The organism is Affinundibacterium macrobrachii, from assembly GCF_014652415.1.
Classification (GTDB): Bacteria; Pseudomonadota; Gammaproteobacteria; order Burkholderiales; family Burkholderiaceae_D; genus Undibacterium; species Undibacterium macrobrachii.
This window is the reverse complement of sequence record NZ_BMYT01000004.1, coordinates 264,185-279,652: the sequence shown is the minus strand read 5'-3', so window position 1 is coordinate 279,652 and position 15,468 is coordinate 264,185. Positions and strand designations below refer to the sequence as shown.

General features: G+C 46.1%; 11 protein-coding genes, 2 tRNA genes and 1 riboswitch. Of the genes, 12 read left to right on the top strand and 1 reads right to left on the bottom strand.

What is annotated here, in order from left to right; translation table 11 throughout:
• The first annotated feature begins 9 nt into the window (after positions 1-9).
• Entirely contained in the window at positions 10-2,580 is a 2,571-nt protein-coding gene (gene cphA, locus IE103_RS13270; protein ID WP_189346607.1) for a cyanophycin synthetase, read from the top strand.
• 87 nt (positions 2,581-2,667) lie between these two features.
• Here cphA and uvrB read toward each other — a convergent pair whose 3' ends face one another.
• The gene (gene uvrB, locus IE103_RS13265) at positions 2,668-4,761 is read right to left on the bottom strand and encodes an excinuclease ABC subunit UvrB (protein WP_189346606.1); all 2,094 of its coding nucleotides are present in this window, start codon (positions 4,759-4,761) and stop codon (positions 2,668-2,670) included.
• Positions 4,762-5,093: 332 nt separating this feature from the next.
• Here uvrB and IE103_RS13260 point away from each other — a divergent pair.
• From IE103_RS13260 to IE103_RS13210, 11 genes are all read left to right on the top strand, one after another.
• Positions 5,094-5,169 (top strand) — tRNA-Asn (locus tag IE103_RS13260).
• A gap of 64 nt (positions 5,170-5,233) precedes the next feature.
• Positions 5,234-5,309, top strand: a tRNA-Asn gene (locus IE103_RS13255).
• A 100-nt stretch (positions 5,310-5,409) separates the two neighbouring features.
• Positions 5,410-5,507, top strand: a riboswitch (TPP riboswitch).
• On the top strand, positions 5,499-7,679 hold the full coding sequence (locus IE103_RS13250) for a TonB-dependent siderophore receptor (protein WP_229827278.1): 2,181 nt from the start codon (positions 5,499-5,501) through the stop codon (positions 7,677-7,679). Its footprint overlaps the riboswitch before it by 9 nt.
• Before the next feature lie 187 nt (positions 7,680-7,866).
• On the top strand, positions 7,867-8,349 hold the full coding sequence (gene iscR / locus IE103_RS13245; RefSeq protein WP_189346605.1) for a Fe-S cluster assembly transcriptional regulator IscR: 483 nt from the start codon (positions 7,867-7,869) through the stop codon (positions 8,347-8,349).
• A 15-nt stretch (positions 8,350-8,364) separates the two neighbouring features.
• Positions 8,365-9,639 (top strand): IscS subfamily cysteine desulfurase, encoded by a 1,275-nt coding sequence (locus tag IE103_RS13240; RefSeq protein WP_189346604.1) that lies wholly within the window; start codon positions 8,365-8,367, stop codon positions 9,637-9,639.
• A gap of 183 nt (positions 9,640-9,822) precedes the next feature.
• On the top strand, positions 9,823-10,209 hold the full coding sequence (iscU, locus tag IE103_RS13235; protein ID WP_189346603.1) for a Fe-S cluster assembly scaffold IscU: 387 nt from the start codon (positions 9,823-9,825) through the stop codon (positions 10,207-10,209).
• A gap of 49 nt (positions 10,210-10,258) precedes the next feature.
• The gene (gene iscA, locus IE103_RS13230) at positions 10,259-10,582 is read left to right on the top strand and encodes an iron-sulfur cluster assembly protein IscA (protein WP_189346602.1); all 324 of its coding nucleotides are present in this window, start codon (positions 10,259-10,261) and stop codon (positions 10,580-10,582) included.
• Between the two features lie 23 nt (positions 10,583-10,605).
• Entirely contained in the window at positions 10,606-11,109 is a 504-nt protein-coding gene (gene hscB / locus IE103_RS13225) for a Fe-S protein assembly co-chaperone HscB (RefSeq protein ID WP_189346766.1), read from the top strand.
• A 161-nt stretch (positions 11,110-11,270) separates the two neighbouring features.
• Positions 11,271-13,136 (top strand): Fe-S protein assembly chaperone HscA, encoded by a 1,866-nt coding sequence (hscA, locus tag IE103_RS13220; protein WP_189346601.1) that lies wholly within the window; start codon positions 11,271-11,273, stop codon positions 13,134-13,136.
• 55 nt (positions 13,137-13,191) lie between these two features.
• Positions 13,192-13,530: an ISC system 2Fe-2S type ferredoxin gene (gene fdx / locus IE103_RS13215; protein WP_189346600.1), complete on the top strand. Its 339-nt coding sequence runs from the start codon at positions 13,192-13,194 to the stop codon at positions 13,528-13,530.
• A gap of 280 nt (positions 13,531-13,810) precedes the next feature.
• On the top strand, positions 13,811-15,418 hold the full coding sequence (locus tag IE103_RS13210; RefSeq protein WP_189346599.1) for a sensor histidine kinase: 1,608 nt from the start codon (positions 13,811-13,813) through the stop codon (positions 15,416-15,418).
• Positions 15,419-15,468: the final 50 nt, after the last annotated feature.

Below are 15,468 nucleotides of genomic sequence, written 5' to 3'. Positions count from 1 at the left end.
TAAAGGTTTATGGAAGTTTCACGAATCAGGGCCTTGCGTGGCCCTAACCTCTGGAGTCACCACACTGCGGTGGAAGCAATCGTTCGTTGCACACCTGAGGAATTATCAATCAATGCGATTCCTGATTTCGAGTCTCGCTTGCGCGCTTTATTTCCTGAGATTGGCCCATTACAAGCGACTGGCCACGATGATGCAATTCCTCTAGCACGCGTATTTGAATTAGCTACACTGGCATTGCAAGCACAAGCGGGCTGCCCTGTGACATTCAGTAGAACAACACCAACTTTAGAAGCGGGTATTTTTCAAGTTGTGGTCGAATACTCCGAAGAAGACGTTGGTCGCTTGGCTTTTGATTTCGCAGAAAAATTATGCAATGCGGCACTCAACAACAGCCATTTTGATTTAGCCTCGGCATTAAATGAATTACGTGAGCTTGATGAAGACTTACGTTTAGGCCCATCAACTGGATCAATCGTTTATGCAGCGGTTGCACGTAATATTCCCTACCGCCGTTTAACTAGCGGCAGCTTGGTGACATTTGGCTGGGGTAGTAAACAAAGAAAAATTCAAGCAGCTGAGATGGATGGCACAAGTGCCATCGCTGAAGCAATCGCACAAGACAAAGAACTGACCAAAACCTTATTAGATGCTGCAGGCGTACCCGTTCCACTTGGTCGAACCGCACTTAATGTTGAGGATGCGTGGAATATCGCCGTAGAAATTGGCTTACCTGTAGTAGTGAAGCCAAAAGATGGCAACCAAGGAAAAGGTGTTACGGTCAACGTCACAACGCGTGAACAATTAGAAGCTGCTTACATCGCAGCGGCTGAATTCCGTGATGACATACTGGTAGAACGCTATTTACCAGGCAATGACTTCCGCTTGCTAGTAGTTGGCAACAAATTGGTTGCCGCTGCACGTCGCGACCCACCACAAGTCGTTGGTGATGGCACCCACTCGGTGCGCGAATTGGTTGAGCAAGTGAATAAAGATCCACGTCGTGGCAGTGGCCACGCGACATCGCTCACCAAAATTCGCTTTGATGATATTGCACTAGCGAGCCTCGCCAAGCAAGGCTACAACGCAGACTCCGTGCCAGCAAAAGGCACGCGCGTGGTGTTACGCAATAATGCCAACTTATCTACTGGTGGCTCGGCAACAGACGTTACCGATGATGTTCACCCAGAAGTAGCCGCACGCGCAGTCGCAGCTGCGCAAATGGTAGGTTTAGATATTTGTGGTGTCGACGTAGTTTGCGACAGTGTCTTAAAACCGATCGAAGAACAAAATGGTGGCGTTGTTGAAGTCAATGCTGCACCAGGCTTACGCATGCATTTATCGCCTTCGTTCGGCAAAGGCCGAGCAGTTGGCGAAGCCATCGTTGCTGCAATGTTTGCTGATGGTGATGATGGTCGTATACCTATTATCGCGGTCACGGGTACAAATGGCAAAACAACGACAGTACGTCTAATCGCTCATCTGTTAACCACCAGCGGCTTACGCACCGGCATGACCAACACCGATGGTGTTTATGTCGAAGGCCGTCAAATTGATAGTGGCGATTGCAGCGGTCCACGCAGTGCTCGCAATGTCTTATCACATCCCGATGTCGATGCAGCAGTATTCGAAACTGCTCGCGGCGGTGTATTACGCGAAGGTCTGGCATATGATCGTTGCCAAGTGGCGGTCGTCACCAATATTGGTTCGGGCGATCATCTAGGTTTAAATTACATCACAACCGTTGAAGATTTGGCCGTACTCAAACGTGTCATCGTACAAAACGTGGCCGACAATGGCGTTGCAGTTCTGAATGCGGCCGATCCAATTGTTGCGGGTATGGCGAATAATTGTACTGGTGCTGTTACCTTCTTTGCTGTTGATAGTAATTTACCTATCATGGCAGCACATCGCGTCAAAGGACATCGCGTTGTGTTCATTGAAAACAATGAAATCGTGGCTGTCGAAGGCAAGCTGACTCAACGTATTCCACTGTCAGAAGTACCAATCACGCGTAACGGCACAATAGGCTTCCAAGTTGAAAATGTGATGGCATCGGTTGCTGCAGCGTGGGCGACCAACATTAGCTGGGACGCGATTCGCAAAGGCTTAAAAACTTTTATGAACGATAGCGATAACGCACCAGGACGCTTTAACGTCTTCAACTATCGCGGCGCAACTTTGATTGCAGACTACGGTCACAATCCTGATGCAATTACCGCACTAGTTCAAGCTGTCGAAAGCATGCCGGGCAATCGTCGTTCAGTGGTAATTAGTGGCGCCGGCGATCGCCGTGATCAAGATATCCGTCAGCAAACCGAAATCCTCGGCAACGCTTTTGATCAAGTTATTTTGTATCAAGATCAATGTCAGCGCGGCCGTGCCGATGGTGAGGTCGTCGCCCTCCTGCGCTCAGGTTTAGCAAACGCAAAACGTACGACAGATATCAAAGAAATCAATGGTGAATTTATCGCGATTGATACTGCACTATCCACTTTAGGTGAAGGTGACTTATGCCTCATTTTGATTGATCAGGTGGAAGAAGCATTGGCGCATATTGCGAAGCGAATAGCGGAAGGCTAAATCGCTATCGAACTGCATTTAAAACGTAAAAAAGCCGGATAAGTCCGGCTTTTTTATTCTTCGCAATTTAATGAAAATATTGACTGGTTAACGCCCCAAAATTGAGGTCACATTATCATGCCCACCTGCACCAAATAATTGCTCCTTCAAGATAGCCAATTGATCACGTACTTTAGCTGCCTGCTCAAATTCTAAATTTTTCGCATGATCAAGCATCAGTTTTTCAAGACGCTTAATTTCTTTACTAATTTGCTTCTCACTCATCGCCTCGTACTTGGCCTGCTCTTGCGCAACCATCAAATCATCGCGCGCTTCTTGCGGGTTATATACTCCATCAATAATATCTTTAATCTTTTTATTGATGCTTGCCGGCGTAATATTGTTCGCGGCATTAAATGCGATCTGTTTGGCACGGCGACGCTCAGTTTCATCGATCGCTCGACGCATAGAATCAGTGACGCGATCTGCATACAGAATCGCCGTACCATTGAGATTTCGCGCGGCACGACCTATCGTTTGAATCAAGCTACGCTCCGAACGTAGGAAGCCTTCTTTATCTGCATCTAAAATTGCGACTAAAGAAACCTCAGGCAAATCCAATCCTTCTCGCAATAAGTTAATCCCGACCAGCACATCGAAAGCTCCGAGCCGGAGATCACGTAAAATTTCGACGCGCTCCACCGTATCGATATCACTGTGCAGATAACGCACTTTGACGCCGTTATCACCTAAAAATTCAGTCAATTGTTCAGACATCCGCTTGGTCAATGTCGTCACCAACACGCGTTCATTTTGCTTCACACGTTCTGTGATTTCATTCATTAAGTCATCTACCTGCGTCAATGCAGGACGAACTTCAATGCGCGGATCAACTAAGCCTGTTGGGCGCACCACTTGTTCCACCACTTGATCTGAATGTTGCTTTTCGTATTCTGCTGGCGTCGCTGACACAAACACAGTTTGACGCATCTTACTCTCAAATTCTTCAAACTTGAGCGGGCGATTATCCAAGGCTGACGGCAAGCGAAATCCGTAATCGACCAAATTGGTTTTACGTGAACGATCGCCGTTATACATCGCACTTAATTGGCCTGTGAGTACGTGTGATTCATCAAGAAACATTAGTGCATCGGCGGGCAAATAATCGACCAAAGTCGGCGGCGGCTCACCTGGTTTTGCGCCACTCAAGTGACGTGAATAATTTTCAATACCTTTGGTAAAGCCGATTTCCGCCATCATCTCTAAGTCAAAACGCGTACGCTGCTCTATGCGCTGCTCTTCAATCAATTTGTTTTCACGACGGTAGAAATCCAAGCGTTCGCGCAACTCTTCTTTAATCGTTTCGATCGCCCGCAAAACAGTCTCACGCGGCGTTACATAATGCGAACCTGGATACACAGTAAAACGTGGAATTTTTTGTTTGATGCGCCCGGTCAAAGGATCAAACAACGCAATACTCTCCACTTCATCGTCAAACATTTCTAAACGCACTGCAAGTTCAGCATGTTCTGCTGGGAAAATATCAATCGTATCACCGCGCACGCGGAAAGTTCCGCGACCAAAATCCACTTCATTTCGCGTGTACTGCATCTGAATCAAACGCGCAATTACATCGCGTTGACTTAGTTTGTCCTTAGCGCGCAAAGTCAAAATCATTTTGTGATATTCGTTGGGATTACCAATACCGTAAATCGCAGAGACGGTCGCCACGATTATCACATCGCGTCGTTCCATCAATGATTTGGTGCAGGACAAGCGCATTTGCTCAATGTGCTCATTAATCGCAGAATCTTTCTCAATAAATAAATCGCGCTGCGGCACATAAGCTTCCGGCTGGTAGTAATCGTAGTAACTGACAAAATACTCGACCGCATTCCGCGGAAAGAACTCTTTAAACTCACTGTAGAGCTGAGCAGCTAAAGTCTTGTTTGGCGCAAAAATAATGGCAGGACGTCCTGTGCGTGCAATCACATTTGCCATCGTGTAGGTTTTACCCGAGCCTGTCACGCCAAGTAAAGTCTGGAAAAACAAACCATCTTCTATTCCCTCTACCAACTGCGCGATCGCTGTCGGTTGATCACCAGCAGGGGGAAATATTTGACATAGTTGATACGGCGAATCTGGAAATGTCACAAATTTCGCCTCATTATCATTGGAAGGAACTGACTGCAAGTCACTCATAATTAAACCAATTCTCTATTATCTCGTCAGGGGTAAGACCCAGATTTACATCTCTGCTATAGAAATACATTCGTTTTTGTCGCAAAACACAGGCTACGATTCAAGCAAGTAATTGCAAGCTGTATATATTATCAGTATTCTTGTATCCGAAGTTTACACTTACACATTCCACCGCACAATTCGCTAACGTGTAGAACATTGATTAAGAACCGAAAAAAAATCTGAGCAGATCGATCGAGACGAAATAAAACTTTTATCACTCATAAAAATGAACTCTCGGCCTAAAAACTTTTGACAAGATTAGGAAAGCTCCCTATAATGTTTGTCTCTGTTCCCTGATAGCTCAGTCGGTAGAGCGACGGACTGTTAATCCGCAGGTCCCTGGTTCGAGTCCAGGTCGGGGAGCCACAGAATTCGCAAGATCGCAACCTCATCGTTGCTGCAGTAAAGTTTTAGAAGTTTATTCTTCTATTCCCTGATAGCTCAGTCGGTAGAGCGACGGACTGTTAATCCGCAGGTCCCTGGTTCGAGTCCAGGTCGGGGAGCCAAATAAAAAGCCTTGTAGAAATACAAGGCTTTTTTTATTTTCACTCAAGCACTATAACTGCCCATCCACAAAACCCTCAAAGCAGTTTTATGTTAAAGTCTCGTCTTCGCTAGGGGTCCTGTACGACAGTGTACGGGTGAGATAGTCCCTTGAACCTGATCTGGATAATGCCAGCGAAGGGAAGCGCAAGATGACTCTGCTCATCCGCCCTCTTTTGCTTGGCTCGTCTAGACACAACCAAGTAGAAGAGTTGATCATGCCAAACCCACGTTTTCGTTTTAGCCTCATCACCATCGCCATTACACAATTGCTTGCAATTGGTAGCAATGCGTTCGCGCAAAGCCAAGAACAAATATTACAAGAAGTTGTTGTCAGCGCTAGTCGCAGTAGCAAGGTAGATTCCAGCAAAGTCGGTGGATTTATTGCAATCAATATTCAAGACACTCCATTAGCGCTAAATGTTTTTTCCGCTAGCCAATTACAAGATCTGCGCGTGCGCCAAACGAGTGACGCGATGAAATTCGATGCCAGCGTCAGCGATGCCTATAATGCAGTTGGCTATGCAGAACAATTTTCAATTCGTGGCTTTACACTAGACAATTCGTCCAGCTATCGCAAAGACGGATTCGCCATTCCTGGTGACGCCTCAATCCCATTAGAAAATAAAGAGCGACTCGAAATTCTCAAAGGCATCAGTGGTTTGCAGTCCGGCTTCACCACTCCTGGCGGCATCATTCATTACGTCACAAAACGCCCCACCAATTCATTAGTGCGCTCAACGACACTGGAAGCGAGCGAACGCGGCACTTTGTATGGCGCCGTTGATTTAGGTGGCAAAACGGATGATAAACAGTTTGGTTATCGCATCAATGCTGCGATTGAAAAGTTACGCTCATATGTCAAAGGTGCCGATGGAGAACGCCAATTTGCCGGATTCGCATTTAATTGGCAAATTAGTCCACAAGCGCTTTTTCAAATCGACGCCGACTATCAGCATAAATCGCAAATTTCGGTTCCAGGCTTTCAATTATTTGATGGCAAAGATCTACCGCGCGGCATCAAAGCCGACATGATGCTAAACAACCAAAACTGGGTTAAGCCTGTCGACACAAAAAGCAGTAATCTCGGTCTGCGATTCGAATATCAAATCAATCAAAATTGGACCACAGAAATCGCAGCCAATGCACACGAATTCAAACGCGATGACTTCACTGCCTTCCCTTACGGATGTAGAGCGCAAGAACTGTTTCCTGGGTATTGTGCAAACGGTGACTATGATGTCTATGACTATCAAAGCACCGGAGAAACAAAAAAACTGCGCGGCCTTCAGGTGATTGCTAGCGGCAAGTTCTTCACAGGCGAAGTGCAGCATCGCATTGCATTTGGCGCATCGAGCTCACAACGACGTGACTATTATGGCGACTATTTATATGATTATGCTGGAAGCAGCAATGTCTTTCATCCAGTGATGGTTCCTCAGACAGCAGGCAAAACTGGGCCTGTATTGTTACGCCGCACCGACAAAGAGCGCTCTGTTTTCGTGCAGGATATCGTCAAGCTTAGCGACGCACTCGATTTGCATTTAGGATTACGACATCTAAATGTCGATCGAGCACAATTAGGCAGCCCAAACTTCGAACAATCTTACAATTTGCCAAACGCTGCCCTCGTATTGAAAGCAACACATTCAACCAACACCTACCTCAGTCTGAGTGAAGGATTAGAGCATGGCGGTGTAGCCCCTATCGGCACCAGCAACGAGAATAGAATGCTCGACGCAGGCAAATCCAAGCAAATCGAATTCGGCGTGAAATCGGCGATTGATCGCGATTTGAATGTTTCCGCAGCCATTTTCCGCATCACGAAACCACTCGAATACACGAATGCGACGAACATGTTTGTGAGCGCCGGCGAAGCAGAACATCGTGGCCTTGAAATCGCCGCACAAGGCAATCTAGCCAGCAATTGGATGTTAGGTTTAAGCGCCACCGCCTTAAATGCACGTCAAAACAATACGGGAGACGCCAGCATAGAAGGCAAACGCGTGACCAATGTCCCCAATTTCAAATCGACGATTTACACCGATTACGCTCTAGCTGCTTGGCCTGGTACGCACTTGACCGCCTCTTGGCAATACTCTGGCAGCAAGTCATTTAGCCCAGATAACAAAGTTACCGTACCTGGATTTAATGTCGTGAATCTAGGAGCGCGCTACACCACCCAAATTCAAGGTGTAGTCAGCACCTTCCGCTTCGATATTAATAATGCTTTTAATAAATTCTATTGGCGTGATGTAACGCAAAGTTTGGGTGGCTATTTATTCCCGGGCGCACCGCGCACCTATAAAATCTCGGGACAGTTTGACTTCTAAAGCCATCTCGACACAGGGCGAATTGATCAATTCGCCCGCCCTTCCCTCGACCATGCGCCAATCCCGCAAAAATAAGCAGTACCTGACAAGATTACTCAAGTTTGCTATACTTGAGTCAAATGCTCGGGATTAAAGTTTATTCAAAGCGCAATTCCGACAAATTTCAACAAGTTTGGAGTATTGACTCATGCGTCTCACTACTAAAGGCCGATTTGCTGTAACAGCCATGATCGATCTTGCCTTACGTCAAGACAATGGACCAGTCACGTTGGCAGGCATCAGCCAGCGCCAAGATATTTCCTTATCCTATCTTGAACAATTATTCGGCAAGCTACGTCGTCATGAAATCGTTGAATCGGTACGTGGGCCAGGTGGCGGCTATCATTTAGCACGCAAAGCGCAAAACGTTACGGTTGCCGACATCATTATCGCCGTCGATGAACCACTAGATGCGACGCAATGCGGCAGCAAAGGAAATTGCCACGGTAGCGATCATGACAACGGCATTCACTGCATGACTCATGATTTGTGGGCAAACCTGAATGCCAAAATGGTCGATTATCTCGACTCCGTTTCTTTACAAGACTTGGTCAATCAACAAAAGCAAAAAGTCCAAGATAAACCTGTTGTTATCGTTCGCCACGGCCATGCCGAACGCACTATTTCCTAAAATTTGGAGTTTTGAATGACTGCTGCAAACACACAAGCATCCGTACCGCTAACAAAATCTTTGATCGATACGCTCAAAGCACCGCACTTCCCTATCTACATGGATTACTCGGCGACAACGCCGGTTGATCCACGTGTCGCGGATGTCATGATTCCGTATTTGCGTGCGCAATTTGGCAATCCTGCCTCACGCAGCCACGCTTATGGCTGGGATGCTGAAGCAGCGGTAGAAACAGCGCGTAATCATGTAGCGGCTTTAGTCAATGCGGACCCACGTGAAATCATTTGGACCTCGGGCGCTACTGAAAGTAATAACCTGGCGTTGAAAGGTGCGGCACAGTTTTACAAAGGTAAGGGTAAGCACATCATTACCGTTAAGACTGAACACAAAGCAGTGTTAGATACAGTACGTGAACTTGAACGTCAAGGTTTCGAAGCGACTTATTTGCAACCTCAGGACAATGGCTTAATCACTATCGAACAGCTTAAAGAAGCGATTCGCCCAGATACGATCTTGGTCTCAGTAATGTGGGTTAACAATGAAATCGGCGTGATTCAACCTATCGCTGAAATCGGCGAATTATGCCGCGAAAAAGGCATTATCTTCCATTCCGACGCAGCACAAGCAACCGGCAAAGTCGAGATCGATTTGGAAAAAGTTAAAGTCGATTTGGTGTCCTTCTCTGCTCATAAATCGTATGGACCAAAAGGCGTTGGTGCATTGTATGTGCGCCGTAAGCCACGCGTCCGTTTAGAAGCGCAAATGCACGGTGGCGGCCACGAACGCGGCTTGCGTTCTGGCACATTAGCGACACACCAGATCGCTGGTATGGGCGAAGCGTTCCGTATCGCAAAAGAAGAAATGACTAGCGAATTGGCGCACATTCGTGCCATGCGCGATCGTTTGTCTAAAGGTCTAAGTGAGATCGAAGAAACGTACATTAACGGTGATATGGATCATCGCGTTCCGCATAACTTGAACGTGAGTTTCAATTATGTCGAAGGTGAATCCTTGATCATGGCGATTAAAGACATTGCGGTCTCTTCTGGCTCTGCTTGCACTTCTGCAAGCTTGGAACCATCCTATGTTTTACGTGCTTTAGGTCGCAGCGATGAATTAGCACACAGCTCGATTCGTTTCACTATTGGCCGTTTTACGACTGAAGAAGACATCGACTTCACGATAGAACTCTTGAAATCCAAAGTCGGCAAATTGCGCGAGCTGTCACCATTGTGGGATATGTACAAAGACGGCATCGACATTTCGACAATTCAATGGGCAGCCCATTAATGAACACCACTTCAAATCCAATAATTGGGCGAATATCGGCGTTACGAATCCTCGCAATACCGACGTATTGCTGCGGTTCGCGGCTTGCTCTGCATCCCAATGATTGAATTTTTAGCAGGTTCATATTTTTGTGTAAATGAAGCAAAAACTATTACTTAGCAGCTTATAAAAGGAATTTTTATCATGGCATATTCAGAAAAAGTATTGGATCACTACGAGAATCCACGCAACGTAGGCGCATTTGAAAAAGGTGATGACTCCGTTGGTACGGGCATGGTTGGTGCGCCAGCTTGCGGCGACGTGATGAAATTACAGATTAAAGTTGGTGCGGATGGTGTGATTCAAGACGCCAAGTTCAAAACTTATGGCTGTGGTTCTGCGATTGCGTCCTCTTCCTTGGTGACTGAATGGGTCAAAGGCAAAACTTTAGACCAAGCATTGAGCATTAAGAACACCGAAATCGCGGAAGAATTAGCCCTGCCACCAGTCAAAATTCACTGCTCTATTTTGGCAGAAGATGCAATCAAGGCAGCCGTACTCGATTACAAAAACAAACATAGCGCTGAATAATTTTATTCAACTTATTTTTCGCGCAGCTTTAGCGCAATGTGGATAGATCATGGCGATTACTCTGACAGAAAAAGCAGCAAAGCACGTCATCCGTTATATGGAGCGTCGTGGCAAAGGCATAGGCTTACGCTTCGGCGTTCGCACCACCGGATGCTCAGGCATGGCGTATAAATTAGAATATGTCGATGAGATGGGCAACGAAGATCAAATCTTCGAGTCGCACGGCGTGAAAGTGTTCGTCGATCCAAAAAGTCTGCCTTACATCGATGGTACTGAATTAGATTTCGCCCGCGAAGGCTTAAATGAAGGCTTTAAATTCTACAACCCCAACGTCAAAGACGAATGCGGTTGTGGCGAGAGTTTCCGCATTTAAGCCAAGGCGAATTCAGAATGACGATGCAAAATCACTTCGCGTTGTTCAATTTGCCTATGCAATTTGAGCTCGATAGAACACAACTCGATACGGCTTATCGCGAAGTGCAATCACGTGTCCATCCCGACAAATTTGTGCAAGCCGGTGACGCGGAAAAGCGCGTCGCAATGCAGTGGGCGACACAAGCGAATGAGGCGTATCAAACTTTAAAAGACCCGTTGAAACGCGCGACCTATTTGTGCAATTTAAACGGCGTGGATTTGCAAACTGAGTCGAACACCAGCATGCCTGCGAGTTTTCTAATGCAGCAAATGGAATGGCGTGAGGCTTTCGACGATGCACGTCACGGTCATGATATGGCAGCGATGATGCGGCTAGAAAAAGAAGTACAAGCAGGTTTAAAGGCACAAACCGAAAATGCGGGAAAAGCGATTAAACAAGGTGATTTTCAAACCGCAGCCCAAGAAATTCGCACTTGCTTGTTTTTAGAAAAATTTTTGACCGATATCGCCGCTTTTGACGAATGAGCTCCAAATAAGTCTCAAAAACCTTACTGAATATTGCGCAGAACAATTAGTTGATAAGCCGCTAGATAGCTACTTTAAGGTCAGATCGACTTTGTGATTCAAGCACCTTACTAAGATTAACCCAAACCGATGGCGCCTTGCGCCTTCTTCACGACAAGATTATGGCATTACTGCAAATTTCAGAACCCGGCATGTCGACAGCACCACACCAACATCGCTTGGCAGTGGGTATCGATCTAGGAACCACCAACTCCTTAGTTGCCACGGTGCGCAACAGTATCCCTGAGATTCTCAACGATGAAGAAGGACGTTCCTTGCTTCCTTCGGTGGTTCGCTATTTACCGAACGGTCATGCACACATCGGTTACAAAGCGCAGGCAGAACAAACGACTGATCCTAAAAATACCATCGTCTCAGTCAAACGTTTTATGGGGCGCGGTTTAAAAGATATCGCGCATGCCGAAAATTTGCCTTACGATTTTCATGATGAACCTGGTATGGTGCAATTGAAAACGGTCGCTGGCATCAAGAGCCCGGTCGAAGTATCAGCACAAATTCTTGCTACTTTACGCCAGCAAGCAGAAGACGCTCTAGGAGATGATTTGGTCGGCGCGGTGATTACCGTCCCAGCTTACTTCGATGATGCACAGCGCCAAGCGACTAAAGATGCTGCCAAGCTAGCTGGCTTAAATGTCTTACGATTGCTTAATGAACCGACCGCTGCGGCGATTGCCTATGGTCTCGACAATGGTTCAGAAGGCATCTACGCAGTTTATGATTTAGGTGGTGGAACCTTCGACATTTCGATTTTGCGCATGAGTAAAGGTGTGTTCGAAGTCTTATCCACCGGTGGCGATTCCGCCTTGGGTGGCGACGATTTTGATCATCGTTTATTTTGCTGGATTTTGCAGGAAGCGGGCCTGTCCTTACTGAACGATGCTGACACCCGCGTATTGATGGTCAAAGCACGTGAAGCCAAAGAAATTTTATCGACTCAAACATCTACCTATATCGATGCCAAATTATCGACGGGCGATGTAGTTCATCTTCAAATCACGAAAAATATTTTTGCCGAGATTACCGAAAATCTCGTCATCAAAACGATTACACCGTGCCGCAAAGTATTGCGCGATGCAAAGCTGACTGTCGATGATATCGATGGTGTGGTGTTAGTTGGTGGCGCGACTCGTATGCCACATGTACGTAAAGCGGTCGGTGAATTTTTCCAAACGACGCCACTGGCCAATATCGATCCAGATAAAGTGGTCGCACTTGGTGCTGCGGTTCAAGCTAACTTATTGGCAGGAAATCGCGCTGCTGGCGATGACTGGTTATTGCTGGATGTGATTCCTTTGTCACTCGGTATCGAAACCATGGGTGGTTTGTCGGAAAAAGTCATCCCTAGAAATTCCACGATTCCTTGCGCGCGCGCGCAAGAATTCACCACATTTAAAGATGGTCAAACAGCGCTTGCAATTCACATCGTCCAAGGTGAGCGCGAATTAGTCAGCGATTGTCGCTCCCTAGCGAAATTTGAATTGCGCGGAATTCCACCAATGGCTGCAGGTGCCGCACGCATTCGTATCACCTATCAAGTCGATGCCGATGGTTTGTTGTCCGTCTCCGCACGCGAAATGCGCTCGGGTGTCGAAGCGTCTATCGTCGTCAAACCATCATACGGTTTAGCAGACGATGATATTGCACGCATGCTGCAAGATTCATTCAGCTCCTCCGAGACAGACATGCAAGCACGTGCTTTGCGCGAAGAACAAGTCGAGGCTGATCGTTTATTGCTCGCTATCGAATCGGCATTAGCGAGCGACAAGCAATTATTAAACGCAACAGAATTACAACAGATCGAAGCCCTCATCCAAAACTTACGCGAGACAAAATCAAGCAATGACCACGACGCGATTAAAGCAAGTATCACCGCGTTGGCAGATGGTACCGAAGAGTTCGCCGCACGTCGTATGGACCAAAGTGTACGCAGTGCGCTAGCTGGAAAAAATCTAACAGAGTTTGAATAAACTAAGCTTAAACAAGACAACGTTGACAATTTAAGAATCAATAGAAGAATCCATCATGCCAAAAATCACGATATTACCGCACGCACAACTCTGCCCATCTGGCAAAACCATTGAGGTCGAAGAAGGCAAGTCTCTGTGTGAAGCAATGGTAGAGAATGCAGTTGAAATTGAACATGCTTGTGAAATGTCTTGTGCATGCACCACCTGCCACGTGGTAGTTCGCCAAGGTTTTAACACGCTGAATGAGTCATCTGATGATGAAGAAGATTTGTTGGATGCCGCTTGGGGCTTAGAAGCTACCTCACGCCTATCTTGCCAAGTCAAACTTGGTAACGAAGACATCACGATAGAAATTCCGAAATATACGATCAATCACGCACGTGAGAATCATTGAATCTAGTTATATCATTTTTTTATTTAATTAGGCTCTGGCAAGCAAATTTGTCTGTTTTTGCATCATGCAAGAAATGAATCTGCACAAGTGAGCTTCTCTCACTTGTGCAAATGACTAAAACCTTTTACCATCAGAAACAGTTTCTTATAAAAAACCACGAATAAAACCTCTTTCCTGTAAACCACGCACGATTCATAAGCTGCCATGGCCAAGAATTCTGTGTCACGAGAGACGACATATGCTGCTAAGCCAATGCCAATTGAAAGAAGGAGCGTAAGTAATGAATCCCCCGTCTTTCATTTCTTCGATATTTAGTCGTATTACTTTACGGCTTGCGGTTGTTCTTGCAGTTTTCTTCGGTCTTTTAGTCACATCCTCGATTTTAATTCCCCTCCAACTAGATACGATTGAAGCAGACAGTCTCAAAAAACTTGAAGACGATCATCAACGTTCAGCAGCAATTCTCGCAGTCATCTTGAGTGAACCGGTGTGGCAAATCACGCCCGAGATCGCAAAGCAATCCAGTGATGTGGTATTTTCGAATCCAAATGTTTCGGAAATCCATGTCATTACCCTGCCGGACAAAAAAACCTTCATTACCAATTCGCGAAAAGATACGCAACAAGGTCCATATAGAACAAAATCACGCACGATCTCGCACGGTGAGCAAGTAATCGGTGAAGTGCAACTCACATTTACTGAAGAAATTATGCGAACTGAAATTCGCGACAACTTTTATCGCGCCATTTTCGTTACCGCAACGTCCTTTTTATTGTCCGTAATTTGTATTTACATCGTATTGCAATGGCGCTTGGTTAGACCGATCAAAGATTTGATCGAAAAATCCGATCTGTTAGCGAACGGTGAATTAAACGAAGTCATCTCATTTGATCGCAAAGATGAAATTGGACATTTAGCGGTCAGTCTTGAAGCAACCCGACAGGCGTTACAGAGATCATTCAATGAGTTGGAAATCAAGAATCAACAATTGCTCGAGTATTCAGGCACACTCGAATCGAAAGTTCGCCAGCGCACACAAGAACTGGAAAACGCCAATCATCATTTAGAGGCCGCATTAGCTAGTGTTAATAGCGCACAGAATGAGTTAGCAAGGATTGAACGCATGGCGGCACTTGGTTCTATGGTTGCCGGTGTTGCGCATGAATTGAATACACCGCTAGGTAATTGCCTATTAGTGGCAAGCACTTTAAGTGATGAAACGCGTCAAATTGGCAAAGCAATGACGGATGGCACTATGCGCCGATCGGATTTAAGCCATTATGTTGAAGCGGCAACAGAATCGAGCAAATTGTTAATGCGAGGCTTACAACAAGCAGCGCAATTGGTTGGTGATTTCAAGCAGGTCGCCGTCGATCAATCTAGCGCGCAGCGACGGAAATTTACCTTAGTTGTAGTATTCCAAGAATTGGCTGCATTATTGCATTCAAGTTTGCGTAAAACGCCCTATACTTTGGAATTGGATATTCCAGATGATATTGAACTCGATAGCTATCCCGGTCCCTTGGGTCAGGTGTTTAGTAATCTAGTCAATAACGCGGTAGTACATGGACTTGATGGGATGAGCCAAGGCTATATGCGTTGTATGGCAAGGCGTCAGGGTGATCACGTTCTGATCGTTTTTGAAGATTCTGGTAAAGGCATTCCACCGAATATTATTAAACGCATTTTCGAACCATTTTTCACAACGAAGTTTGGCAAAGGTGGAAGCGGCTTAGGATTAAGTATTACGTTTAATATCATCACCAATGTGCTTGGTGGAGAAATTAAAGTCACCAGCGAGCCAAATCATGGCGCCCGCTTTGAAATGTCAATTCCATTGGTGGCGCCAGGCAGCACCGAACACGTAGGACAGATTATCGACACTTAAGTTAAGCGTGGCTGTTATACTAACGCAAATCAACCCAACAATGCCTTGTC